This window comes from Vreelandella aquamarina, assembly GCF_044805175.1.
GTDB classification, from domain to species: Bacteria; Pseudomonadota; Gammaproteobacteria; order Pseudomonadales; family Halomonadaceae; genus Vreelandella; species Vreelandella aquamarina_B.
Map to the genome: position 1 here is coordinate 1134211 of NZ_CP085232.1, position 22867 is coordinate 1157077.

Sequence of the window (22867 nt, forward strand, 5' to 3'; positions counted from 1 at the left end):
TTAACGGTAGCGCAAACGAGTAGCTAGCGCCGAGCCTTACGCTTTTGCAGGCCATACAGTTCGCGGATCAACTTGCGGCACCCTTTCATGCACTCATCCACTACCGGCTCGATAGGGTCGGGCAGTGGGTGGGTGAACAGGGTTGAGAGGGCCTGCATCAGTACGCGCTCTTGTTCCAACAGTTCATTGATCAACACCTGACTATCGTTGCCAACGAAACTCTTTAACCGGCTCCACAGCCATAAAAAGTCGTCACGCTCAACGTCAGCGTCCCGGGGCAGCATTTTTAAATGCGTGCGGGCAAGCTCTTGCAGCTTACGCATCTGTTTGAGTCGCTCAGTATAGTGCGGCTTTAAAGCGTCGCGCAGGGAAGGGCGCAGGCGTTCGATATTGTCCTGGAAATAATCAATGCTATCGGCCAGCGCTTCCAGCACGCTGTCCATCGCCACTTGGCGATTGTCGAGAAACATGAGCGTCTACCTCCTTCGGTGACGCAAATTGTGGGGGTGGCAGCGTTGATTTGCCACCCCTAATGCGGATTATTTTGCCTTTGTACGTTAGCCTTTAGGCTTGGGCGGCGCTTTGCGTGCAGGCACGGCGTTCTTTTCAATATGCTCAATGATCATACCGGCAATATCCTTACCCGTAGCGCTCTCAATGCCCTGCAAACCGGGTGAAGAGTTGACCTCCATAATCACCGGGCCGTGGTTAGAGCGCAGCAAGTCGACCCCAGCTACCCGTAACCCCATGGCTTTGGCTGCACGGATAGCCGTTGAGCGCTCTTCCGGGGTAATTCGGATCACGCTGGCGGTGCCGCCACGGTGAAGGTTCGAGCGGAATTCGCCATCAGCAGCCTGACGTTTCATGGAGGCCACGACTTTATCGCCAATCACGAAACAGCGGATATCGGCGCCGCGGGCTTCCTTGATGTACTCCTGCACCATAATGTTGGCTTTCATGCCCATAAAGGCTTGGATAACCGACTCGGCGGCTTGGTTGGTTTCTGCCAATACCACGCCGATACCCTGGGTACCTTCCAGAAGCTTGATGACCAGCGGTGCGCCTTTCACCATGGTGATCAGGTCTGGAATATCATCCGGGGAGTGAGCAAAGCCGGTAATCGGCAGGCCGAGTCCTTTGCGCGATAGTAACTGCAGCGAGCGCAGCTTGTCCCGGGAGCGGGTAATCGCGACCGAGTCGTTGATCACGTAGGTGCCCATCATCTCAAACTGGCGCAGTACCGCGCAGCCATAGAAGGTCACCGACGCGCCGATACGCGGAATCACCGCATCGAAAGGCTCAATCTCTGCGCCTTTATAGTGGATTGATGGGTGGTGCGAAGCGATGCTCATGTAGCAACGCAAGGTATCTACCACCCGGGCCGTATGGCCGCGCTGCTCGGCGGCTTCCACCAGTCGGCGCGTTGAGTAGAGGTTACGGTTACGGGAAAGCAGGGCAATGTGCATTCAAGGCTCCGGGCCAAAAGTGTAAGCGTCTAAATATAGTTTAAGGCTCGCCGTGTAAAAATGCAGCCCCGGGGGCTACCAGTAAGCGGCGCATGGCGCGCCTGCCTAGGAGCATAGGGTGGCGCATATTGCTACGGTCAGTCAGGGTGAGTTCAACCGGGAAATTCAGTTCGCCCAGTTGCATTAGGGTGCGAATCACGTAGCGCCACTCACTGTGGCCATTTGAGCTAGTCACACGGCGACGATCATGCAGATGCAGCCGGTAGCGGTGGGCGGGTGTTTCAGGGCCACCGCTATGAGTAATAAAACTTACCCACAGCTGCCCATCCGCATCCTCATGGGTTTCGATCTCTTCGGCATGCAGTGATGATGTGCGCGCACCGGTGTCGGCTTTGCAGCAAAGGTGAAGCCCTAGCTCAGGTAACGTCACCATTTCACGGCGGCCGATGACCGCTTTGGCCTGATAGGGTAATTCCTTCACAGCGCACTCCTGACAATATCAGAGAAACAAGACATGTTGATGACGGCTCCAAAACGGGTGGTGCTAACCTTGTTAGCGCGGCGCCATGGCGGCTAAACGAGCCTGGATAGCAGAGCCTTCCGGTGCATCGCGCAGGGTCAGCATAACAGGCAGGCGCAGCCGAGGGATCAACGCTATATCCCGCACAACGGCGGCAAAGTGGCTACGCTCATCTTCAGCCAGGCGCTGCAGGAAAAGCGGTAAGCGCTCGGCATCTTCCAGTAGCGGCCAGCCACGACCGGCGATGGCCGCAATAAGGTCAGGGCCGCAGGCTGCGCTGTCGTTCAGCAAACTGGTATACCAGTGGCCGGCGGAGGTGGATAACGAGCTGCCCACGCCGCGTACGCAAGCGCAGAGCGTCTCTAAATCGCCGCTGCTAGCAGCTTGTTCGCCGCGTGCCCACAACGCCTCCACCAGCGCTTCAGGAAGCGGCTGGTGTTCAAGGCAATAGCAGAGCGAGTGAATAACGCTCACCGGCAGGTGGGGAATACGCAGCGCTAACGCATCGGCAGTTGGCGTGTCTAGGCGCACCACATAATCAGCGATACCCTGTAGCCCCAATGCTTGCCAGTCGATAGCTTGCTGGCCGCTGAGATACGCCTCTACAGGCTCTAGATGCTGGCTCGCCGGTAGCCCCCTGGCATGGGTGGCCCGGGCATTGAGCATGGCCTGAAAGGTAATATCGGGCGTAAAGGCCAGCGGATTATCCTTCATTAGATGGTCTACGTCCGCTGTTTCTTGCGGATTAAGTGCATCCGCATCGGAAGCAGCGGCGTTGCGACCCAGGGTTTCCAGCAGGCGGTTAATAAAACCATCGCGCTGAGCTGGCGAGAGCATGCCCTGCTCATCCAGCGGCAGCGCTAAAAACCAGATGGCAGGCTCCTCCATCGCCCCAAGGCGAAAGACGATGCCTAGGCGTGCTTGGCCCTGCCACGGCTCTGGCCAAGCCTGCTCGGCGTTTTCAAAGGCGCGTAACGTTTCCCTGGGGCACGCCGTTACCCGGCGTCCCATGTGGTAAAGCGATACTTCTGCGCCGCTACGCGTAAAAAACTCATCAAGGGTGTTAATTGGCTGCATGACATCCTTCCGCATTTCAAGCCTGCACTCTACCTTGCTGTTCTGCCACTGTCAGCCGCAACCGTTGATTAATCCGCGCTTTATCGGCTAAGTGGTTAAAAATTGAACAACTTTGCGTAACCCGCATGAGAGTAGCGGTAGCGACACCTTTCCATAGTTTATCCACAGTCTCTTGCAGGTTTTCTGTGAATCTGTGAATAAACTAATCAAACTGGCCTGTGAGTGGCAACTTACTCACAGAGTTGGGATAATGAACGCTAACCATAACCAACCAACAAGGTGTTTATGAGCGTCCATCAACAGCTTCAAACCGCGCTTCTTGAGCTTGAAGCCGCCATGAAGGCCGCCAACCTTTGGCGAACCCCCACACCGGATGCGGCGGCGTTTGCCAGCCAGCAGCCCTTTTGTATCGATACCATGTCGCTGCCCCAGTGGGTGCGCTATGTGTTTATCGCCCGCTTGAAGGCGTTGATCGATGCCAAAGCGGCTATGCCTGCCAAATGTGACGTCGCGCCCGCCGTTGCGGCCTACCTAATGCAGGAGAAAGCCCGCGCCAGCGATCAACTGCTGGTGGTTAAGGCGGTCGAACGCGTTGACCAGATCGTCACGGAGAATTAACTAATCGCTGCAAGGCAAGCCACATAGTAGTGTCAAAGTTATTAGTACTTAGAATAGCAATGCCCAGAGCGTAAGCCCTGGGCATTGTTGTACATATTGGCGAAGCTAGAGGCTAGAAGCGGTAGCTTAAACCTGCCATGACCACCATCGGGTCAATCTCGACGGTACCGGCAGCTGTGCCATCAATGGAGGCATCAGTGTCGATATCTAAATACCAAGCAGCAGCGTTGAGTGCCCAGTTTTCATCAATCAGCAGATCAATACCCACTTGGGCAGCAGCGCCCCAGGAATCGTCTAGCTCAAGCTCCCCAATGGCTAGGCTCTCATCGGAGAAACGCGTGTAGTTAATGCCCGCGCCCACGTAGGGCTGTACCCGAGAGTCGGTGCCACCCAGCGGGTAGTACTGCAGCGTTAGGGTAGGCGGCAGGTGCTTTGTTGACGCCAGATTTTGATCATTTAATTCAATGTCGTGCTCGAAGGGCAGAGCGGCTAGCAGCTCAACGCCCATTTTGTCGTGGAAACGGTAGCCCAGGGTAAAAGCGAAGTCAGTTTTATCCTGTACGTCGACCGCGAAGGCACCGCCTGCTAGCGAGCCGTTGTCGCTTTTCGGTGCAACCTTGGCGACGCCAACGCGGGTGAAAAAGTCGCCAGCGCCGTAGGCAACGGCTTGGCTGCTAACTGCCAAAGTGGCAGCGGCAAGCCCGGTAGCTAGTAGGGTAGGCAGAGATAGATAGCGCATAGCGTCGCTCCTGACCGATAACGTGATTCTGGTGGGGGGGTTAAGTGGTTGCAAACCATGCAATCACTATATCGAGTCAAAGAGAGAGCGTTATTGACCTAGGGCAAAGAGCAGTAAGCTGACACGCTGAGGCTTATCAAAATGAATAGCAGAAGGGGGCTAAAAACAGAAGGGGCTAAACAGAAGAGGCTAAAAAAGAGAAGGCTTAACGGGTTAGCTTCAACCCGTTAAGCCTTAGGCTAATTAAGCGACGTTACGCTCGTTTAGCGCTCGATATGCTGATACTCGCCAGCATCGGCGGTCATGTTGCTGACTACCAGGATGGCAATGAAGGAGGCGATAAAGCCAGGAATGATCTCGTAAACGCCAGGACCGCCCATGAAAGAGCCGTTCCAGCCCAGCGCAATCCAGATCATGACCGTGGCAGCACCCACCACCATACCGGCGATAGCACCTGCACCGTTTGTGCGCGACCACATCAGCGACAGGATAATCAGCGGGCCGAAGGCGGCACCAAAGCCTGCCCAAGCGTTACTTACCAGGCCCAGTACCTGCGAGTTCGGGTCAGAGGCAATAACAGCTGCGATCAGGCCCACCAGTACAACGCTGAAACGGCCAACGGCAACACACTCTTTGTCAGTGGCTTCTTTACGCAGGAACAGGCGATAGAAGTCCTCGGTTAGTGATGACGAAGACACCAGCAGCTGGCTAGAAATAGTACTCATGACGGCAGCAAGCAGGGCTGCATAGAGGAAGCCGGTGATCAGCGGGTGGAACAGCAGCTCAGCAAGGATGATAAAGATCGTTTCCGGGTCTTGCACATCCATTCCGTTACGGATCGCATAGGCGCGACCAAAGATACCGAGAGAAACCGCACCGATGAGGGAAATGGCCATCCAGCTCATGCCGATGTTGCGGGCAATCGGAACATCTTTCAGCGTTCGGATAGCCATAAAGCGCACGATGATGTGTGGCTGACCGAAATAGCCCAGGCCCCAGGTAACCGCAGAAAGCCAGCCAATGAACGTTAACCCTTCGGTCCACGATAGCAGCGTGGGATCGACTTCATTAAGGGTCTGTGAGGCTTGTGTGAAGCCACCACCACCTTCACCAAACAGTACCACAGCTGGCATGATGACCAGAGCCAGCATCATGATGCAGCCTTGAACAAAGTCCGTCATGCTCACGGCCAAAAAGCCGCCAACTACGGTGTAGGCTAGTACCACGCCCAGCGTGATCACCACACCCACCGAGTAGTCGCTCATGCCGCCGATATTGATAACACCGGCAAAGGCGCTTTCAAACAGCTTGCCGCCTGCTACCAAGCCTGATGCGGTGTAAACAGCGAAGAAAATCACGATGACGATAGCAGATACCGTTCTCAGCGACAGCGCCCGAGTGGGGAAGCGGTTAGCTAGGAAGGCTGGGATAGTGATCGCGTTGCCATAGTGAACTGTCTGCTCACGAAGGCGCGGTGCGACCAGAATCCAGTTAAAGAGAGCGCCCACAAATAGGCCAATCCCGATCCAGGCTGAACCCAAGCCCGATACGAACATCGCCCCAGGCAAACCTAACAGCAACCAACCGCTCATGTCCGACGCGCCAGCCGAAAGGGCCGCCACTTTCGGGCTGAGGGTACGGCCACCCAGCATGTAATCCTCAGACGTAGAGGTTGATTTGCGCATAGCGTAAACGCCGATGGCAATCATAAGTGCAAAGTAGGCAAAAAGGCTGATCCAAACGCCAATATCCATAAAATATCTCCAATTCATCAGGACGGAGCTAGCTCCGACAGGTGCCTGCGCCGACCGAATAACGTCGGCCATTGCGCAGTCTTGTTGTTGTTAACCCCTTTTCTCTTTCAAGTCGCTGACACTAGCGAGTCACTGCTAGGGGCGGCGTTAGAGAGGTGATGGCTACATTTATGTGCAATGTTCCCTATGCTCCCCAACACGCGGCCTGGAGGGGCCGCGAAGGTGAGGGCTATCGCTCTATTATTGTCAACCATGAGACGGTTCCTTTTCAGGAGTTCAGGTTAGTAATGTTGATGAGCCATTTACTCATCGCCTAGCGCCAGAAGCGACGCGTTGCCACCCAGGGCGGCGGTGTTGTTAGTAATCGTTTTTTCGGTCACAAAGCGCTGCAAATAGTGCGGCCCGCCCGCTTTGGGGCCGGTGCCTGAAAGCCCTTGGCCGCCGAACGGCTGAACGCCAACAACAGCACCGATGATATTACGGTTGATATACACATTGCCTACCCGAATTTTCTGCGCTATTTCAGCGGCAAAGGATTCGTTGCGGCTATGTACCCCAAACGTCAGGCCATAACCCCGGCCGTTAATATCGTTAATCACCTTGTCTAGCTCGCGGGCTTTATAGCGCACAATGTGCAGCACCGGGCCAAACTGCTCGCGGGTGAGGGCGTCAATACTATCAATCGTAAAGGCTACCGGCGGTACAAAGGTGCCGTGCTGGGTATGCTCATCTTCCATCGGCGTTTCAGCGACTAAGCGGTTCTCACCCTTGAGTTTCTCGATATGCTCCATCAAGCCTTTACGAGCATCCTCATCGATGACGGGGCCTACATCAGTACCCAGGTCGCGGGGGTCGCCAATGCGCAATTCGCTCATTGCGCCCTTGAGAATCTCGATAACACGGTCGGCAACATCTTCCTGTAGGTACAGCACCCGCAGCGCCGAGCAGCGCTGGCCAGCACTCTGGAAGGCAGACTGAATCACATCCACCACGACCTGCTCAGGCAGGGCAGTGGAGTCCACGATCATCGCGTTCATGCCGCCGGTTTCAGCGATCAGCGTGGGCAGCGGTGCATTTTCACGAGCAGCCAACGCGCGGTTGATAATCTGTGCTGTGTCGGTGCCGCCGGTGAAAACTACACCGGTAATGCGCGGGTCAGAGGTCAATACGCTGCCCACGGTGGGGCCGTCACCCGGCAAAAGCTGTACCACATCGCGGGGCATGCCGGCTTCGTACAGCAGCTCGATGACGCGGTGAGCGACAATCGAGGTTTGCTCAGCGGGCTTCGCCAGCACGGTGTTGCCTGCCACGGCGGCAGCGACGATTTGCCCGCAGAAGATAGCAACCGGGAAATTCCAGGGGCTGATGGCGGCAAACACGCCTTTACCACCCATCATCAACCGGTTGGATTCACCGGTGGGGCCAGGCAGTTCGATGGGCTCGCCAAACGACTCCTCGGCACGCATGGCGTAGTAGCGGCAGAAATCGACCGCTTCTTTGATTTCGTCTACACCATCGGTCAGCAGCTTACCGCCTTCACGGGAGCAGAGTGTCATCAGCTCCGCCATGTGCTCTTCCATTAGGTCGCCTAACCGGCGCAGAATCGCTGCGCGTTCGGCAACCGGGGTGGCGTCCCAGCGGGGGAAGGCTTCCCAGGCGGCATCAAGGGCTTTAGCCGCCTGCTCTTTGCTGGTCCACTGCACGCTGCCGACGGTTTGGCGACGGTCGAAAGGCGAAGTGACGCTATGGGTGTTGGCGCTGTCGTCGGCTACATCAAATGCCAGCAGCGGCTTGGTGGGGTACTGCTTATCCATAAACGTGGCCATTTTCTCCATCAGCGGGTAGTAGTGGCTACGGATGTTTAAGTTGACCCCACGGGAGTTGCGACGCTTCGGCCCGTAGATATCTTTCGGCAGCGGGATGCGCTTGTTGTAGAAGGTTTTTTGCTGGCGCAGTGTTTCGATAGGGTGCTGGCACAGCGACTCCACCGGCACGTCTGGGTCAACAATTTGGTGAACGAACGACGAGTTGGCACCGTTCTCCAATAGGCGGCGTACCAGGTAGGGCAGCAGGTCTTTATGGGCACCGACCGGCGCGTAAATGCGGCAATAGGTGCCTTTAGGCGCGCGCTCAAGGGCTGCATCGTAAAGGGCTTCGCCCATACCGTGCAGGCGCTGGAATTCAAACGGGCGGCTATCGTGATGCGCCAGCTCCAGAATAGTGGTCACGGTGTGAGCGTTATGCGTCGCGAACTGGGGGAAAATCCGGCCACGGGTGTCGTCCGATAGCAGGAACTGCGCGCAGGCCAGGTAGGCCACATCGGTACACGCCTTGCGGGTATACACCGGATAACCATCGATACCAAGCTGCTGGGACTCTTTGATTTCGCTGTCCCAATACGCACCTTTCACCAAGCGCAGCGGAATTTCATCGCCCTGCTCATCGGCCAAACGGTTGATGTAGTGCAGTACCGGCAGTGCGCGCTTGGAGTATGCCTGAACCACTAGGCCAAAGTGGCCCCAGCCTTTCACCGCATCGCTCTGATAAATCGCGCGGAAGACTTCCAGGGAAAGCTCTAGGCGGTCGACTTCTTCAGCGTCAATGGTCACCGCCACATCCAGCTCGCGCGCTTTGGTGACCAGCTGAATGACGGTATCCACCAGCTCGGTCAGCACCTGCTCGCGGCGGCCAAACTCGTAGCGGGGGTGCAGGGCGGAGAGCTTGATGGAGACCGACGGTGCCGGGGTTTTGTCGCCCAGGGTCTGGCACGCTTTACCTACCTGCTCGATGGCGCGGGCGTAGTCGTCGAAGTAGCGCTTGGCATCGGCGCGAGTGCGCGCGGCCTCACCCAGCATGTCGTAGGAGTAGGTATAGCCTTTATTGAATAGCGGCTTAGAGCGTTTTAGCGCTTCGTTAATATCACGGCCAAGCACGAACTGCTTGCCCATGATTTTCATCGCTTCAGTCATCGCCCGGCGAATCACCGGCTCACCCATGCGATTAACCATACGGTTAATAAAGTGGGCGGGCTGGCCCTCTTTGGGGTGGTCCAGCTTCAGCACGCGGCCGGTCATCAACAGGCCCCAGGTCGAGGCGTTGACCATCCACGACTCGCTTTTGCCCACGTGGGACTGCCAATCCGCCGGCCCCAGTTTGTCTTCGATCAGCGCGTCTGCGGTGGCTTTGTCCGGGATACGCAGCATCGCCTCTGCCAAACACATCAGCATCAGGCCCTCATGGGTATCCAGGCTGTACTGCTGCAGCAGCTCGTCGATGGTATCAACGGCGGTATCCATGTTGCGTACGTCGCGCACCAGCGCTGCCGTGTTGGCCTCAATGCGCGCGAAATCGTCCTGGTCGGCATTCAGCAGTTTGATCAGTTCGCTAACGTAGGCATCTTCATCGACAATGTAGTGTTCGCTGATACGCTGCATTAGCGTGTCAAGGTCGGTTTGCCAGGTGGCAGGGTCACGCATTTTTTTAGCATTGAGCATTGAGGCCCCCGTAAGACAGGTCTGAAACGAACAGCGTGAACGAATAGCTATGTCAGCTAACGTTTAAAAAGTGGTGGCAGGGCAGGTGCCCAGGCTGACGTTCGAATGTAGAGCGCGCTGACGTTAGGTGTATGTCGTTTTCATGGCAAAACGTGTCAATTTCACGGCAAGCTGCGCCTATTTACGACTTTAGTAGAGTTGGGTGCGGCTCGCTAGCGGCAAACATCGCCACTTTTTTGCTATACCCAACTGCTATATCCACCAACATACTATCAGCGAGACGAGAGCACACCGGCCCCTGCGGGGGAGGCTGAGGGTGATAACGCCGTTGAATGAGCCGTTGAACGGCCGTTGGCCTCTAAAGAGGAGCTGGAAAAGCCTTGGCGTAACTGACGCGGCGAGGCACCGTAACTGCGGCGAAAAGCATGGGACAGCGCGCTCTGGTTAGCAAAACCGGTTTGGATGGCGATATCGGTAAGCGGCAAACGGCTTTGCATGACCAGCTGGCGCGCCGCGTGAAGCCGTTGCCTGCGTACATACTGCCAGGGGGAAAGACCGGTTTGGGCGCGAAAACGTTCAGAAAAGTGCGCCTCACTCAGGCAGGCCAGTTTAGCCAAGTCGGCCACCCGTAGCTCATCGGCCAAGTGACGGCGGATAAACCGGTCAATTTGGTTAAGATCAATACGCCGCTGGGCAGCGCTACCTGCAGTGCCTAGACGAGCTTTTAGCGAGCCTAATAGCGTGGCTGCCAGGCGATCTTGCTGGAACGAGGTGGCTGAGTTGTCTAATCCTCGGGCCAGCTCGCTTTCCACAAAGGTGAGGTAGTGGCGTAGCGGGCTGTCTAAGGCAAAAAAGCGCGGCGCATCAAATAGCGCGACCAATTCCCGGTGTTCACCGGTGAGTGCTGGCGCATCTTCTGGCAAATCCAGAATCAGCTGTCGGTTATGGCCATTGCCCGAGTAGTAGTGCTCGTGGTTGGCTGGCACGATGCAGCCAGAAAACGCATTCACCCGGCCACCCAGCCCCTCAATTTCAAACTCTGAAGAGCCGCATAGCGTAATCACGATTTGATGAAAATCGTGGGAGTGATGCTTGGTTGCGGTTTCCAGTGGGATTTGACGAATGGTGCTCGGCATACGGTTCTCCTCGGCGCTGTTGCTCTACTAGCGCTCACGAAGCGCTGTGTGTGCCGCTAAATGGTCACGCAGTGCTTTTAGCTCTGCGTAGCCCTCCTGGTTAAGTAGCGGCTTGCCTTGAGCAATCTGCCAACGCCGACCGTGGGTATCCATCAGGTGAGAGGCGCGGCGGCGAACGCTGTCTAAATACTCATCGTGGCGAATGGGGTAGCCAATCAGGGCGTTCCACTCTGTTTCGCTCACTTGGCTCTCCAACGCTTTATCAAACAGCGCAATCAGATCCTTGGGCTCTGTGCGGTAGCGCGGTGTCCCTGCATTCATCAATACCAAGAGCACAGCACCCATTACCAGCAAACAAACGCCAAATACCAGTAAATAAAGTGCCATGTATAGCTCCCAGCCATGTCAGGATGATCGCCAGCTTGTGCGCCAATCAAAGGGTAGTTGGCTAGTATACGCCCGCGCCCGCTGAGACGAAAATTTTAACCTTTTGCGAACTTTTTCTCTGCAGAGTGTCTGAGAGTGTACAGGCAGCACCGCGATGGCAGTCGCTAATAGTGTTGTTCTGGCTATTGTTTTCGATCCCTTGCTTCCGCTGCTTTTTCAAGCAGCGGTTTTTTTGTCTGCGAGCTAATGAGTGGTGTAAACGCCATGGCTAGTGGCGGCGAATGGTCAGTAGTGCCATCAGGATATCACGCCGTGTCACAATGCCCACCAAGCGGTGCTGTTCCACTACCGGATAGATTTTAGGCTTTGCCCCTAACATCTCTTGTGCCAAGTCGGTAATGCTCTTGTTAGGGGTTGTGCTAAGTACGTCCTGGCGCATGAGTTCGCGCACCAGGGGCGCTTCATCGTCGTGATAGATGCTATCCAGTACGCGGCCCAAGACATCCTGCTCAGAGATAAAGCCGATCAAACGATCTGCCATATCCACCACGGGAGCACCCGGCAAGCGGTGTAGGGCCAGCCCCTGGGCTAACGTTGTGATCGATGTCTCTCCCGTCACACGGTAGCAGTCGCGGGACATGATATCGCGCACGGTATCTGGAATGTTCTTGTTCATTGGGGCACTCCTTTAACGTCGTTAACGTCATCGACAGGCCATGGCCGATTCTCTTACTGTAGGTGATTTAACTCACCCTGCGCTGCCCCCATACTGTCACTATTCAACGCTTTGCCAATTTTTCAAGCCCGCTTCAAACGCGGTGAGGAGTCGTTATGGATGCTCGTGAATATCTGAACCGTAAAGGCGTTGGCCTAGATCGAGATCCAGACAAGCCCAACACCCTAGAAGAGAAAGCCTGGGAGCGTGCCCGTGGCGCAGGTAGCCACCGGCCCAAGTCGGGGACACCCTACGACTGGGAAGATTGGGAGCGCTACCACGACGACCTAGCAGAGGGCGCGGAAACCCTGGAGCAAAAAATAGATAAAGAAGCACACCGTAAAGCGCTTGCCCACGAAAAGGAGCAGGCCGCAAAAGCGCGGGAAGCCGTTGGCCACTTTACCCCTCCCGCGAAGCCTGCCGTACCTGAGGCACAGGCACCAAAGGTCGTGCCTGCTCCCGCAGCAGCTCCCGTGGCAGAGCCTGCTAGCCTGCAGTGGGCTTACCGTGCCCTGGCCGTGCTCTTTCCGCCCCTGGCGGTTGGCTTAACGGAAGGAGGAGCCTTGCGCGTGCTAATCAGTGCCGTGCTCACGCTGCTAGGCTGGTTGCCAGGGGTTATTTACGCGCTCGTTTGGCTGAATAAACGCTAAAAGCTACCTTACGCTTTTGGCCCATTGGCAGGGGGCGCGAATGGCGTATAATCCCCGTCAACTATCTTCTGTGTTGAGGTTTACCGATGGGCTATTTGGTTGGCGTAACGGCGCTTTGGGCGTTTTCGTTCTCTTTAATTGGGGTGTACCTAGCAGGGCAGGTGGACAGCTACTTTGCCGTGCTGGTACGGGTGTCCTTAGCGATGCTGGTATTTCTGCCTTTTTTGCGCCCAAGCCTGCTGCGCGGTAAGCAGCGCTTGGCACTGATGGCGTTGGGGGCGATCCAGCTAGGGGTGATGTACGCCTTCTTCTACCACTCTTTCCTACTGCTCTCCGTGCCTGAAGTGCTGTTATTCACCATCTTTACGCCGGTATATATCGCGCTGCTGGACGATCTGATGTTCAAACGCTTCACGCCGATTTACTTGGTAACAGCCATTTTGGCGGTGCTAGGTGCCGGGGTGATCCGTTACGACGGTATTGATAGCGGCTTCTGGCTCGGCTTTTTAGTGGTGCAGGGCGCTAACTTGTGCTTTGCCATTGGCCAGGTCGGCTACCGCCGCCTAGCGGCAGACCTACCGCCCACCCTGGCATGGCACAGCGTGTTTGGCTGGTTCTTTATCGGGGCTATGCTGGTGGCACTGCCTGCCTTCTTGCTGTTCGGCAACAGTAGTGCGCTGCCGTCCACATCTCTGCAGTGGGGCGTGTTGGCGTGGCTGGGGTTAGTGGCGTCGGGCGTGGGCTACTTCGCCTGGAACCAAGGGGCGACCAAGGTAGACGCTGGCACTCTGGCGATTATGAACAACGCGTTGGTACCGGCAGGCTTAGTAGTGAACCTCGTGATCTGGAACCGCGATGCCGATTTGGGCAAGCTGCTGCTGGGGGCGGCTATCATGGGCGCTTCGCTGTGGCTCAACCACTGGTGGTTACAGCGCCGCAAGGTAGCGGTTGCCTAAGTTAACCCGCTGATTTTGCCCGGCGTGGCAGGCTTGCCGCCGCTGCGTCGGGTGATTTGCCCGACACCGCCTTCCTCTCCATAATGTGGGCTGATGCTAGCGAGAGTGGCCCATGTCTAACACCCCATCGTCAGGTTCAGCCTCCGGCAGCCTAAGTAACCCCGTGAAGCCCTTCAAAACGATTGGCTTAATTGGCCGTTTAGGCAGTGACAAAGTCGTCGATTCCCTCCAGCGGTTGGTCAACTATCTCGTTGGGCACGACTATAAAGTCCTGATTGAAGACCGAACAGCTACCGTGCTGCCTGAGCATGGCCAGCCTGAAGCCAGCCGCCGTATGCTAGGCGAGCTGTGCGATTTAGTGATTGTGGTAGGCGGCGATGGCAGCCTGTTAGGTGCTGCGCGCACCCTATGCCGCAGCGGTACGCTGATTCTAGGCGTCAATCGCGGGCGGCTGGGCTTCTTAACCGATATTTCCCCCGACGAGCTAGAGACCCGGGTGGGTGAAGTGCTGGCGGGTGAGTTCGAGATTGAAGAGCGCTTCTTGCTGGATGCCGTGCTCTACCGCAACGGAGTCGCCGTAGGAAATGGCGATGCGCTCAATGAGGTCGTGGTGCATCCCGGCAAAGCGGTGCGCATGATTGAGTTCGAGCTGTTTATTGACGGGCAATTTGTTTACAGCCAGCGCAGCGATGGGCTGATTGTGGCTACCCCGACAGGTTCTACCGCCTACGCACTCTCCGGCGGCGGGCCGATTATGCACCCGAAGCTGGATGTAGTTACCCTGGTGCCGATGTTTCCGCACACGCTCTCCAGCCGACCCATTGTGATTGATGCGGGCAGCGAAATACGCATTCATATTGGTGAAACCAACCAATCCTACCCCCATATTAGCTGCGATGGGCAAACCCGCGCGGTGGCCAAGCCGGACGACGTACTGGTGATTACCCGTAAGCCCGAGCGCGTTCAGCTGGTGCACCCCATTGGGCACAACTTCTACGACGTACTGCGTAGTAAACTCGGCTGGAGCCACCGGCTAGGGGATTGATATGGAGGGTTACGATTTAATTGGTGATATTCACGGCTGCGGTGCCACGCTAGCGGCACTGCTGGAAAAGCTTGGTTATCACCAGCGGGGCGGTGTTTATCGTCACCCACGGCGCAAAGTGGTTTTCTTAGGTGACCTGATTGACCGCGGGCCACGCATTCGCCTAGCGGTGACCATTGCACGGCGCATGGTAGAAGCGGGCGAAGCGTACATAGTGATGGGTAACCACGAGTATAATGCGTTGGCCTATACCCATCCTGCGCCCCCTGGCAGCAACAAGCGCTGGCTGCGCGAGCATACCCCGCGCCATAACCGGATTATTCAAGATACCCTAGACCAATACCGCCACCATACCAACGAGTGGGAAGACACGCTGGCCTGGTTTAAAACCATTCCGCTGTTTCTAGAGCTGGACGGCATTCGCGTGGTACACGCCTGCTGGGATGACGCGCTGATCGACGAGCTCAAACAGCGCTTACCGACCGCCCGCATGGATGACCAGTTTTTGGTAGAGTCCACTGAGCCCAGCTCCCAGGCGTATCGCATCCTTGATCGTTTAACCCGTGGCCCCCATATACCGTTACCCAAAGGGGTAGCGATTCATTCGGGGGACGGTTTTACCCGGCAAAGTTTTCGCGCCCACTTCTGGGCAGCCAACCCCCAGCAGTGGGGCGATGTTGTCTTTCAACCCGACAACCTGCCTGATGATTTAGAGGCGCGGGCGCTCTCCACCAACGAGCGGCAGCGGCTAAGCTACTACGGCCCGGAACAGCCGCCCCTCTTTATAGGCCACTACTGGTGTGAAGGCATTCCTGCACTGCCTGCGCCCAATATCGCCTGTTTGGACTACAGCGCCGTCAAGTTCGGCCGCTTGGTAGCTTATCGCTGGAGTGGTGAAACCCAGCTTAACGCGGATCATTTCGTGTGGATTCAAGTACCTAAAGAGGAGCGTGCGCTGCCCAAGCCGTGGGAAATCGATTTTGATTAAGCGCGCTGCGGATGATTTACATATGGTTACATAATTTTTGCAAAACTGCTGAACTAACCCCGTTGCCGGTTATCAGAGTAGGTGTTCCCTTGAATGATCCCTTGCTTTTATCCGGCGGCCCCCTCCGCCGGATTTTTTTGTTTATCCGCTGGCAAAACGGCGCATAAGCGCGCTACCACTTGGATAGAAGGGAGATGCCATGCATCCAGTCATGCTCTTACCCACGGGCGCAGATACACAGGCACTGCGTAAAGCGTTATGGCACTACCATATTGGCCACCGGATCACCGACGAAGCGGACGGCCAGCTGCTCTGGGTGGCCGACCCCCGCCAACATGAAGAGTTACGTACCCTGGTTAGCCGCTGGGAGCGAGGCGAACCGCTGATTCTTGAAGCTACCCGGCCCAAACGCCCGCCTGCGGCCCACAGCCTTGCTGCCACGCTACGCCAAGTGCCGGTGACCGGCCTGATGATTGGCTTGAGCCTGCTTATTTTTGCCTTGACGGGTGTTTTTGGCGACCTATTGATTGTGGCCTTGACCATTGTGCCGGTGGGGGTCGCCGGTGGGCAGCTGGTGTATGGCTCGCTGGCGGATACCGTGATGGGCGGGCAGGTATGGCGGCTGCTGTCTCCCGCATTTCTGCATTTTGGCTGGATGCATCTGATCTTCAACCTGATGTGGGTGTGGTACTTCGGGCGGCAAATCGAGCTGCGCCAAGGCAGTAAAATGATGCTGCTCCTGCTTTTAGTGGCGGGCATTGGCGCCAACGTCGCTCAGTATGTTACCGGAACGGTACTGTTCGGCGGCATGTCCGGCGTGGTTTACGCGCTGCTCGCCCATGTGTGGCTAATGTCCCGCCGCGCCCCGCAAAGCGGCTTCTTTGTGCCACAAATGCTGGTGGTCTTTATGCTCGGCTGGATGGTGTTCACCATGACCGATATTGCTGGCACCGTTGGCTTTGGCAACGTGGCCAATGAAGCCCACCTGGGCGGGCTGCTCGTGGGGCTAGCCACGGGCTGGTATTATTCCGCTAAACGCCGCAACGCCTAACGCCGCCAATGCAAAAGCAGTCACTATGAAAGCAGTCACTATGAAAGCAGTCACTATGAGAGGTGCTGACCATGAGCGATATGACCTTCGATAAAATGATCAACCAGATGACGCCTGCGATTTATGAAAGTCTGAAACAGGCGGTCTCGCTACGCAAATGGCCCGATGGCCGCCGCTTAACGCCGGAGCAGACCGAACTGTGTTTGGAAGCCGTCATGCGTTATGAAGTTGAAAATAACGTGCCGGAAGAGAGCCGCGTAGGTTACCTAGAGCGGCGTACCTGTGGGGCAGGGGCAACGGGCGCAGGCGTTAGCCCAGAAATGGCGGGCCTTGCCCGGGATGCCACGCGTGGCTGATCTGTTAATTCCAGAGGTGTCTCCGGTTAAAGGATGCTTGCAAAAAATGGCGGCGGCGCTGCCCGGCCGCCAAGGCGAACAAGTGGTTTACCACCTGCGCGCCGGTGAGCATCGGGTGGCCCTGAACGAGCGTATCGGTTCACCAATGCGCCTTGCATGGAGCGGTGCCATCGCCTGCACCCACTGCGGCAGAGCGACCAAAAAGAGTTTTGCCCAGGGCTACTGCTACCCCTGCTTTAAGCGGTTGGCGCAGTGCGATACCTGCATTATGAAACCGGAAACCTGTCACTACCACCAGGGCACCTGCCGCGAGCCGGAGTGGGGCGAGGCCCACTGCTTTCAGCCCCACATCGTGTATCTCGCCAACTCTTCTGGTTTGAAGGTAGGCATTACCCGCAAAACCCAAATGCCCACCCGTTGGCTGGATCAAGGCGCTATTCAGGCCCTGCCGATTCTGGAAGTGAATACCCGCCAGCAGTCTGGATTTGTAGAGATGCTGTTCAAAGAGCAGGTGGCCGACCGCACCAACTGGCGCGCCATGCTAAAAGGTGAAGTAGCACCACTGGACCTGCGCGCTGAGCGAGACCGCTTGTTGAGCACGCTGGCAGACGGCTTGAGCCAGCTACGCAGCGTTCATGGCGAGGATGCCATTCGCACGCTGGACGAGGCGCCCCAGCAGTTCGATTATCCGGTGGCTGCATTTCCCCGCAAAGTGGTGTCGCATAACTTTGATAAGCAGCCGCTGGTCGAAGGCACTCTGCAGGGCATTAAAGGGCAGTACCTCATGTTCGATACAGGGGTGATTAATCTACGTAAATTCACGGGTTACGAAATTTCGGTAGATTAAACCTCGGCAATTTGCCTAACCCCGGTAGCTCGCCTAGCCAGAGTGGCACCCGTTGACTAAGGTTATTAGGGTCATTACAGACTCTGCCTTATGCAACGCAAGGAAGCTTCGATGCCATGGCTAAAACTGCTGCACATTGCCGCACTGGTCATCTGGTGCGGCGCACTTCTCTACCTGCCCGCGCTGCTTTTGCAAACGCTCCAGCTTCGTAAAGATGCTGGCTTTGCACAAGGCACGCCGCCTATGCCGCGGTTTTTCTATAACTCCATTGCCACGCCCGCGGCGCTGGCGGCGATTGCTTCCGGTACGCTGCTGTTTCTATTCCATGGCCTATTAGGCGGCTGGCTGATCCTAAAACTTGGGGCGGTAGTGTTGATGGTTGCCGCCCACGGCTGCTTTGGCTGGCTGATTCTGCGCCTTGAGATGGGGATTTTTAACGGGGTGAAAACCGCCAGCCTATGCGCGCTGCTGTTGGCGCTGGTGGGTATCTTCGGCGTGCTGGGGCTTGTACTTTCTAAGCCGTTGGAGTGGAGCTAGCCCGATGGCCAATACCCCATTACAGGCTGCCACTAAGCCATTCGGGTTACGACTCGACTTCCACGCCAACAGCGTGTTCATACACCAGTTGGCCACCCAACCACCCGGCCAGGGCAATCAAACCGGCCGTTACCAGCGAAATCGCCAACCCCCAGGGCAGCACGGCGCTGGGCTCGGTGAAGCGCAAAAGCCAGTTCAGCGACGCCAAGGAAAGCATCACCACGGCCACCATCGCGTGGCTCCAGCCAGTAATCAGGCGGCGAATGCGCGCGACCGTGACCAAATCAATGATGCCTGCCACCGAGGCCACCCAACCGCCAAACGCGCCGACCCCCGCCAGCCACAGCCCGCCGCGCAGCCAGAATGCATCCTGGGTATACCAGTAGGCAATATCGCAAGCGACCAGCGCCATCAGCGCCGCCACCGGGAAGTGGATCATCACCGGGTGGAGTGGGTGGCCAGCCAGCGACGCGCGGCTTCTTATCGAGCGTTGGGGGGTAGGTGTCATGGTCACTTCCTGTGGTTAGACAAAGCGAAACAGCTGGTTGGAACCACTGCACTTTAGGGAAAACGCTAATGAGGGAACGCAATAGCGCTACGTCCACCATCATGTCGTGTTTAGCATCGCGACGAGCCCGTCAAGCCGCCTGCTGGCTAGGGCTTAGCCTGCTGCTCAGTGTCGCGGGCTGTACTGGCGATAGATCTATCTTAGACCCTGCAGGGCCCGCCGCGCGAGACGTTCGGTTAATTTGGTGGGTAATGCTGGGCTTTGCCACCATCGTGCTGATCGGTGTCACGGTGGTTTGGCTGTACGCCTTCAAACCGCGCAGCGTGAATCGCACCGCCGCCCAAGAGCGCCGCATTGCCCGTCGCTGGATCATTGGCGGCGGCCTTGTGCTGCCCATCGCCAGCATTACCGCACTGCTGATGTTTGGCGTGCCCGCCGGGCAGCGCATGCTACCGCTGCCGCTAAGCGAGCCACCCGAAGTGATCGAGGTGATTGGCCATCAATGGTGGTGGGAAGTGCGCTACCCCGGCGCTGAGGGCGGCGAAGTCGTCACCGCTAACCAGCTTGTCATGCCCGCAGGGGAGCCGGTGGATTTCCATGTGAGCGGCGCAGATGTCATTCACGCGTTTTGGGTGCCGCGCCTGGGCGGCAAAATCGACATGCTGCCAGGAAGGGTGAATAAAATCCGCCTGGAAGCTGATGCACCCGCTGTGTTTGGTGCCCAGTGTGCCGAGCTGTGCGGGGTGGGCCACGCGCATATGCAGTTATACGTCGAAGCCATGCCCCGTGAAGCATTCGATGCGTGGCTAGCGGCCCGGCAGGACGCAGAGCTAAGCGAATTAGCGACCCAAGATTCAGCCCACGATAGCGCAAGAGAGGCCTTTGCGACCCACTGCGCGAGCTGCCATCAAGTGGCTGGCGTTAGCCAAGGCGGCGTAGGGCCGAACCTCTCGGATGTGGGGAGCCGCACGATGCTGGGCGCGGGTGTCATCGCCATGGAAGAGGGCGCGGTGAGCCAGTGGCTGCAGCAGCACCAAACGCTGAAGCCGGGCAACAAAATGCCTGCCCACGACGATATTGATACGGACACCTTGGATGCCCTGGGTGCTTGGCTGGAGACCTTGACCCCATGAAGAGCGTGAATCAAGAGGCGGTAGAGCAGGACCCGCAGCAACTACACGAAGACCTGCACACCATTTGGGGCAACCCGAAAGGGCTAAAAGCCCTCACCATCGTGAACCATACAACGCTTGGCCTGCGTTTTATGATCACCGGAATGGCGTTTTTCCTGATTGGCGGCATTCTCGCCATGCTGGTGCGTACCCAACTGGCGATGCCCGGCCAGGACTTTATGTCGCCGGAGATCTATAACCAAGTCACCACCATGCACGGCACGGTGATGATGTTCCTGTTCGCTATTCCCATGCTGGAGGGACTGGCGATTTATCTAATCCCGAAAATGCTCGGCGCCCGCGACCTGGTGTGCCCGCGGCTAACCTCATTGGGCTATTTCTGCTACCTGTTTGGCGGGATCATCCTCACCTCCAGCCTGGTCATTGAAATGGCCCCTTCCAGCGGCTGGTTTATGTACACGCCACTGAGCAGCAAGGAGTTTGCCCCGGACTTGGGCTCCGATTTCTGGCTGCTGGGCATTACCTTTGTGGAGATCTCCGCGCTCTCGGCGGGGGTAGAGCTGGTGGTGTCTATCTTACGCACCCGCACCCAAGGGATGGCGCTGCACAAAATGCCGCTGTTTGCCTGGTATATCCTTGCTATGGCGCTAATGATCGTGGTGGGCTTCCCGCCGCTGATACTCGGCAGCGTGCTGCTGGAGCTTGAGCGGGCGGTAGGCATGCCGTTTTTCCAAATTGCGGGCGGCGGCGACCCGGTGCTATGGCAGCACCTGTTCTGGCTGTTTGGGCACCCCGAGGTGTACATCATCTTCCTGCCCGCCGCTGGTATTGTCTCCACTTTGATTCCGGTGTTTGCCGGGCGGCCCATTGTGGGGTACGGCTGGGTAGTGGCAGCGATCACCATTATGGGTTTTATCAGCTTTGGGCTGTGGGTTCACCACATGTTCACCATTGGCATTCCGCAGCTGGCCCAGGCGTTTTTCTCGGCAGCCAGTATGCTGGTGGCCGTGCCCACGGCGATTCAGGTGTTTGTCTGGCTCGCCACGCTCTGGCTAGGCAAACCCAAAATGAAGCTGCCCATGCTGTGGGTGATGGGCTTTTTGATCATCTTTGTGTGCGGCGGGTTAACCGGCGTCATGCTGGCGCTGGTGCCTTTTAATTGGCAGGTGCACGACACCCACTTCGTGGTGGCGCACATGCACTATGTGCTGGTGGGCGGCATGTTCTTTCCGCTGATCGCTGGGCTTTACTACTGGCTGCCGCTCTTCTCCGGGCGGATGCCCTCCGAGAACCTGGGGCGCTGGGGCTTCTGGCTGACCTTCCTCGGCTTTAACGGCACCTTCTTGATCATGCACTGGACCGGGCTACTCGGTATGCCCCGGCGAATTTACACCTATGAAGCGGGGTCGGGCTGGGAGATTTTCAACCTGCTCTCGTCGATCAGTAGCTTTGTGCTCTCGGCAGGAATTGCCATGGTGCTGCTGGATATCGCGCTGCACTTCCGGTTTGGCAAGCCCGCCAAGCATAACCCCTGGAATGCCGATACGCTGGAGTGGGCCAACACCATGCCGCCCAGCGCCTATAACTTTGTCAGCCTTCCCAATGTCGAAACCCGGCACCCGCTGTGGGATGACCCGAACCTACCGCATACCATGGCCGAGGGTAAGCACTCGCTGGCGGTGGCCTCCCACGGCAGGCGAGAAATGTGGGGCACCGACCCGATTACCGGCAAGGTGCGCGAGATTATCCACCTGCCCGGTAACTCCTGGTGGCCGCTGTTTGCCGCTGCCGCGCTGGCGGTGGTGTGCCTGAGCCTGCTGACCAAGGTGTACGCGTTGGCAGGCGTGTTCGTGATGATTGCCGGTATCTTTCTGCTGCGCTGGTCTTGGGAGAACGGGGCGCATCCTAAAGCGGCACCGGATGCGGGCGTAAAACCGGGCGACCCACCGCTCCATTCGCGCACCATGGATGGTCCGGGCCTTTGGGCGATGGGTGTTTTTCTGATCGCTAATGGGTCGTTTTATCTCTCTTACCTGTTTGGCTGGTTCTATCTCTGGACCGTTTCACCGGAATGGCAGATGCCGGAGACGCCGCCGCTATCGCTCATGCTTATGTTGGCAGCGGGCGTGGCGGTGTTGGCCGGATGTGTGGTGATGGAGCGGCTGGTGCGCGGGCTTCGCCAGCAGCGTGATGCCGGGTTAGGCGCAGGCTTCTATTTAGCCGCTGCGTTAGGCGCACTTCAGGTGGGGCTAACGGGCTGGGAGCTGTGGCAGGCCAAACTTGCCCCCACGCAAACCTCCCACGATGCGGTGATGCTGGTCGGCCTTGTCTACGCCCTGTTCCACGGCGGTTTAGCGGTTATCTTGACCGTGCTACAAGGGCTACGGGTGGGCTACGGTTTTGTGGGCGCCCACGCCCCCTTTGAACCGGGTGTGGTGGCCCTGCTATGGCGCTATAACGTGGTCACCTTTGGGCTGCTGATTGGGGCGCTAGCGGTGTTGCCCCGCGTGTTAGGAGGGTAGGGCGATGGAACGATTTAACTTTACCCATCCTATCCATTTGGTAGTGGGTCTAACGCTTTGGAGCGTTTGGTTTGTGGCCATGTATAGCGGCCTCTCGGTGGCCTGTGCGGTGGCTCCGCCGCCGCCAGAGGCGGGATCACTCACGCTACTCAACGCCGTCCTGGGCGGCTTTACCTTCATCAGCGCGGTGGGGCTGGCGATGCTGGCGTGGGGGAGTTGCCATACGGCGAAGCAGTACCAGGGGCGGCAGCGCTTTCATGCGGTGGTATCCGGTGGGCTTTACCTGTTTTCCGCCTTTGGGGTGGTATTTGCGGGGCTGCCGATTGTTGGCGTACCGCCGTGTCTGTAAACGTCTCTAGCGGCACACC

The 22867-nt window shown here is 57.4% G+C and carries 23 protein-coding genes; 12 read left to right on the plus strand and 11 right to left on the minus strand.

All coding sequences use genetic code 11. The features are described from left to right. Positions 1-23: 23 nt before the first annotated feature. From LG300_RS05310 to LG300_RS05325, 4 genes are all read right to left on the minus strand, one after another. On the minus strand, positions 24-470 hold the full coding sequence (locus LG300_RS05310; protein WP_404377353.1) for a hypothetical protein: 447 nt from the start codon (positions 468-470) through the stop codon (positions 24-26). A gap of 87 nt (positions 471-557) precedes the next feature. After that, positions 558-1466, minus strand: a complete 909-nt coding sequence (rimK, locus tag LG300_RS05315; protein WP_044629759.1) for a 30S ribosomal protein S6--L-glutamate ligase — start codon at positions 1464-1466, stop codon at positions 558-560. A 40-nt stretch (positions 1467-1506) separates the two neighbouring features. After that, a complete protein-coding gene (locus LG300_RS05320; RefSeq protein WP_404377354.1) occupies positions 1507-1947 on the minus strand; it encodes an ATP-dependent zinc protease in 441 nt (146 codons plus the stop codon). A 72-nt stretch (positions 1948-2019) separates the two neighbouring features. Next, positions 2020-3063, minus strand: a complete 1044-nt coding sequence (locus LG300_RS05325) for a DUF3549 family protein (RefSeq protein ID WP_404377355.1) — start codon at positions 3061-3063, stop codon at positions 2020-2022. Positions 3064-3348: 285 nt separating this feature from the next. Here LG300_RS05325 and LG300_RS05330 point away from each other — a divergent pair, with 285 nt between their 5' ends. Then, positions 3349-3681 (plus strand): YqcC family protein, encoded by a 333-nt coding sequence (locus tag LG300_RS05330; protein ID WP_404377356.1) that lies wholly within the window; start codon positions 3349-3351, stop codon positions 3679-3681. 112 nt (positions 3682-3793) lie between these two features. Here the strand turns inward: LG300_RS05330 and LG300_RS05335 are convergent, their stop codons facing one another. The 6 genes from LG300_RS05335 to LG300_RS05360 form a co-directional block, all read right to left on the minus strand. Beyond that, on the minus strand, positions 3794-4420 hold the full coding sequence (locus LG300_RS05335) for an OmpW family protein (RefSeq protein WP_404377357.1): 627 nt from the start codon (positions 4418-4420) through the stop codon (positions 3794-3796). 263 nt (positions 4421-4683) lie between these two features. Further along, on the minus strand, positions 4684-6174 hold the full coding sequence (gene putP / locus LG300_RS05340) for a sodium/proline symporter PutP (protein ID WP_404377358.1): 1491 nt from the start codon (positions 6172-6174) through the stop codon (positions 4684-4686). Positions 6175-6476: 302 nt separating this feature from the next. Next, positions 6477-9668, minus strand: coding sequence for a bifunctional proline dehydrogenase/L-glutamate gamma-semialdehyde dehydrogenase PutA (gene putA / locus LG300_RS05345; RefSeq protein WP_404377359.1), 3192 nt, complete (start codon positions 9666-9668; stop codon positions 6477-6479). Positions 9669-9940: 272 nt separating this feature from the next. Continuing rightward, the gene (locus LG300_RS05350) at positions 9941-10804 is read right to left on the minus strand and encodes a helix-turn-helix domain-containing protein (protein ID WP_404377361.1); all 864 of its coding nucleotides are present in this window, start codon (positions 10802-10804) and stop codon (positions 9941-9943) included. Between the two features lie 27 nt (positions 10805-10831). Then, positions 10832-11191, minus strand: coding sequence for a hypothetical protein (locus LG300_RS05355; RefSeq protein WP_404377362.1), 360 nt, complete (start codon positions 11189-11191; stop codon positions 10832-10834). A 268-nt stretch (positions 11192-11459) separates the two neighbouring features. Further along, positions 11460-11867 (minus strand): CBS domain-containing protein, encoded by a 408-nt coding sequence (locus tag LG300_RS05360; RefSeq protein WP_404377363.1) that lies wholly within the window; start codon positions 11865-11867, stop codon positions 11460-11462. 155 nt (positions 11868-12022) lie between these two features. On the opposite strand from LG300_RS05360, the gene LG300_RS05365 reads away from it, so the two are divergent. The 8 genes from LG300_RS05365 (at position 12023) to LG300_RS05400 (ending at position 18336) form a co-directional block, all read left to right on the plus strand. Continuing rightward, entirely contained in the window at positions 12023-12556 is a 534-nt protein-coding gene (locus tag LG300_RS05365; RefSeq protein ID WP_404377364.1) for a YqaE/Pmp3 family membrane protein, read from the plus strand. A gap of 86 nt (positions 12557-12642) precedes the next feature. After that, positions 12643-13512 (plus strand): carboxylate/amino acid/amine transporter, encoded by an 870-nt coding sequence (locus tag LG300_RS05370; RefSeq protein ID WP_404377365.1) that lies wholly within the window; start codon positions 12643-12645, stop codon positions 13510-13512. Between the two features lie 112 nt (positions 13513-13624). Then, positions 13625-14557, plus strand: a complete 933-nt coding sequence (locus LG300_RS05375; protein WP_404377366.1) for an NAD(+) kinase — start codon at positions 13625-13627, stop codon at positions 14555-14557. A gap of 1 nt (position 14558) precedes the next feature. Beyond that, a complete protein-coding gene (locus LG300_RS05380; protein WP_404377367.1) occupies positions 14559-15545 on the plus strand; it encodes a metallophosphoesterase in 987 nt (328 codons plus the stop codon). Between the two features lie 199 nt (positions 15546-15744). Next, a complete protein-coding gene (locus tag LG300_RS05385; RefSeq protein WP_404377369.1) occupies positions 15745-16596 on the plus strand; it encodes a rhomboid family intramembrane serine protease in 852 nt (283 codons plus the stop codon). Positions 16597-16667: 71 nt separating this feature from the next. Further along, entirely contained in the window at positions 16668-16952 is a 285-nt protein-coding gene (locus LG300_RS05390) for a YeaC family protein (protein ID WP_404377370.1), read from the plus strand. Further along, positions 16936-17799, plus strand: coding sequence for a DUF2797 domain-containing protein (locus LG300_RS05395; RefSeq protein WP_404377372.1), 864 nt, complete (start codon positions 16936-16938; stop codon positions 17797-17799). Before LG300_RS05390 ends, LG300_RS05395 begins: the two co-directional genes overlap by 17 nt. A 111-nt stretch (positions 17800-17910) precedes the next feature. Beyond that, positions 17911-18336, plus strand: coding sequence for a CopD family protein (locus LG300_RS05400; RefSeq protein ID WP_404377374.1), 426 nt, complete (start codon positions 17911-17913; stop codon positions 18334-18336). Positions 18337-18382: 46 nt separating this feature from the next. Here LG300_RS05400 and LG300_RS05405 read toward each other — a convergent pair whose 3' ends face one another. Beyond that, positions 18383-18844, minus strand: coding sequence for a DUF2231 domain-containing protein (locus LG300_RS05405; RefSeq protein WP_404377375.1), 462 nt, complete (start codon positions 18842-18844; stop codon positions 18383-18385). A gap of 68 nt (positions 18845-18912) precedes the next feature. Here LG300_RS05405 and coxB point away from each other — a divergent pair, with 68 nt between their 5' ends. The 3 genes from coxB to LG300_RS05420 are packed head-to-tail and all read left to right on the plus strand — an operon-like array spanning position 18913 to position 22848. Continuing rightward, positions 18913-19977 (plus strand): cytochrome c oxidase subunit II, encoded by a 1065-nt coding sequence (coxB, locus tag LG300_RS05410; protein ID WP_404377376.1) that lies wholly within the window; start codon positions 18913-18915, stop codon positions 19975-19977. Further along, a complete protein-coding gene (gene ctaD, locus LG300_RS05415) occupies positions 19974-22499 on the plus strand; it encodes a cytochrome c oxidase subunit I (protein WP_404377377.1) in 2526 nt (841 codons plus the stop codon). The genes coxB and ctaD overlap by 4 nt, the downstream gene beginning before the upstream one ends. Positions 22500-22503: 4 nt before the next feature. Next, on the plus strand, positions 22504-22848 hold the full coding sequence (locus LG300_RS05420) for a hypothetical protein (protein ID WP_404377378.1): 345 nt from the start codon (positions 22504-22506) through the stop codon (positions 22846-22848). Positions 22849-22867 lie beyond the last annotated feature (19 nt).

Bases quoted from the DNA above. Each gene is read 5' to 3' on its own strand.
- LG300_RS05310 (WP_404377353.1), bottom strand. From the start codon at position 470: ATGTTTCTCGACAATCGCCAAGTGGCGATGGACAGCGTGCTGGAAGCG.
- rimK (WP_044629759.1), bottom strand. From the start codon at position 1,466: ATGCACATTGCCCTGCTTTCCCGTAACCGTAACCTCTACTCAACGCGC.
- LG300_RS05325 (WP_404377355.1), bottom strand. From the start codon at position 3,063: ATGCAGCCAATTAACACCCTTGATGAGTTTTTTACGCGTAGCGGCGCA.
- LG300_RS05330 (WP_404377356.1), top strand. From the start codon at position 3,349: ATGAGCGTCCATCAACAGCTTCAAACCGCGCTTCTTGAGCTTGAAGCC.
- LG300_RS05335 (WP_404377357.1), bottom strand. From the start codon at position 4,420: ATGCGCTATCTATCTCTGCCTACCCTACTAGCTACCGGGCTTGCCGCT.
- putP (WP_404377358.1), bottom strand. From the start codon at position 6,174: ATGGATATTGGCGTTTGGATCAGCCTTTTTGCCTACTTTGCACTTATG.
- putA (WP_404377359.1), bottom strand. From the start codon at position 9,668: ATGCTCAATGCTAAAAAAATGCGTGACCCTGCCACCTGGCAAACCGAC.
- LG300_RS05350 (WP_404377361.1), bottom strand. From the start codon at position 10,804: ATGCCGAGCACCATTCGTCAAATCCCACTGGAAACCGCAACCAAGCAT.
- LG300_RS05355 (WP_404377362.1), bottom strand. From the start codon at position 11,191: ATGGCACTTTATTTACTGGTATTTGGCGTTTGTTTGCTGGTAATGGGT.
- LG300_RS05360 (WP_404377363.1), bottom strand. From the start codon at position 11,867: ATGAACAAGAACATTCCAGATACCGTGCGCGATATCATGTCCCGCGAC.
- LG300_RS05365 (WP_404377364.1), top strand. From the start codon at position 12,023: ATGGATGCTCGTGAATATCTGAACCGTAAAGGCGTTGGCCTAGATCGA.
- LG300_RS05370 (WP_404377365.1), top strand. From the start codon at position 12,643: ATGGGCTATTTGGTTGGCGTAACGGCGCTTTGGGCGTTTTCGTTCTCT.
- LG300_RS05375 (WP_404377366.1), top strand. From the start codon at position 13,625: ATGTCTAACACCCCATCGTCAGGTTCAGCCTCCGGCAGCCTAAGTAAC.
- LG300_RS05380 (WP_404377367.1), top strand. From the start codon at position 14,559: ATGGAGGGTTACGATTTAATTGGTGATATTCACGGCTGCGGTGCCACG.
- LG300_RS05385 (WP_404377369.1), top strand. From the start codon at position 15,745: ATGCATCCAGTCATGCTCTTACCCACGGGCGCAGATACACAGGCACTG.
- LG300_RS05390 (WP_404377370.1), top strand. From the start codon at position 16,668: ATGAGCGATATGACCTTCGATAAAATGATCAACCAGATGACGCCTGCG.
- LG300_RS05395 (WP_404377372.1), top strand. From the start codon at position 16,936: ATGCCACGCGTGGCTGATCTGTTAATTCCAGAGGTGTCTCCGGTTAAA.
- LG300_RS05400 (WP_404377374.1), top strand. From the start codon at position 17,911: ATGCCATGGCTAAAACTGCTGCACATTGCCGCACTGGTCATCTGGTGC.
- LG300_RS05405 (WP_404377375.1), bottom strand. From the start codon at position 18,844: ATGACACCTACCCCCCAACGCTCGATAAGAAGCCGCGCGTCGCTGGCT.
- coxB (WP_404377376.1), top strand. From the start codon at position 18,913: ATGAGGGAACGCAATAGCGCTACGTCCACCATCATGTCGTGTTTAGCA.
- ctaD (WP_404377377.1), top strand. From the start codon at position 19,974: ATGAAGAGCGTGAATCAAGAGGCGGTAGAGCAGGACCCGCAGCAACTA.
- LG300_RS05420 (WP_404377378.1), top strand. From the start codon at position 22,504: ATGGAACGATTTAACTTTACCCATCCTATCCATTTGGTAGTGGGTCTA.